This is a genomic window from Haloarcula amylolytica JCM 13557 (genome assembly GCF_000336615.1).
Lineage (GTDB): Archaea > Halobacteriota > Halobacteria > Halobacteriales > Haloarculaceae > Haloarcula > Haloarcula amylolytica.
Genome location: NZ_AOLW01000026.1, coordinates 1 through 791 on the forward strand (window position 1 = coordinate 1; position 791 = coordinate 791).

General features: G+C 57.4%; 1 rRNA gene. It reads left to right on the forward strand.

Annotation, left to right across the window (positions count from 1 at the left end):
- Window positions 1-791 (forward strand): 16S ribosomal RNA (locus C442_RS13810); the annotation flags it as partial.

The following is a 791-nucleotide window of genomic DNA, read 5'->3' on the forward strand; positions in this document are numbered from 1 at the left end:
AAGGACTGGGCAAGACCGGTGCCAGCCGCCGCGGTAATACCGGCAGTCCAAGTGATGGCCGATATTATTGGGCCTAAAGCGTCCGTAGCTTGCTGTGTAAGTCCATTGGGAAATCGACCAGCTCAACTGGTCGGCGTCCGGTGGAAACTACACAGCTTGGGGCCGAGAGACTCAACGGGTACGTCCGGGGTAGGAGTGAAATCCTGTAATCCTGGACGGACCACCAATGGGGAAACCACGTTGAGAGACCGGACCCGACAGTGAGGGACGAAAGCCAGGGTCTCGAACCGGATTAGATACCCGGGTAGTCCTGGCTGTAAACAATGCTCGCTAGGTATGTCACGCGCCATGAGCACGTGATGTGCCGTAGTGAAGACGATAAGCGAGCCGCCTGGGAAGTACGTCCGCAAGGATGAAACTTAAAGGAATTGGCGGGGGAGCACCACAACCGGAGGAGCCTGCGGTTTAATTGGACTCAACGCCGGACATCTCACCGGTCCCGACAGTAGTAATGACGGTCAGGTTGACGACTTTACTCGACGCTACTGAGAGGAGGTGCATGGCCGCCGTCAGCTCGTACCGTGAGGCGTCCTGTTAAGTCAGGCAACGAGCGAGACCCACACTTCTAGTTGCCAGCAACACCCCTGCGGTGGTTGGGTACACTAGGAGGACTGCCATTGCTAAAATGGAGGAAGGAATGGGCAACGGTAGGTCAGTATGCCCCGAATGGACCGGGCAACACGCGGGCTACAATGGCTATGACAGTGGGATGCAACGCCGAGAGGCGACGC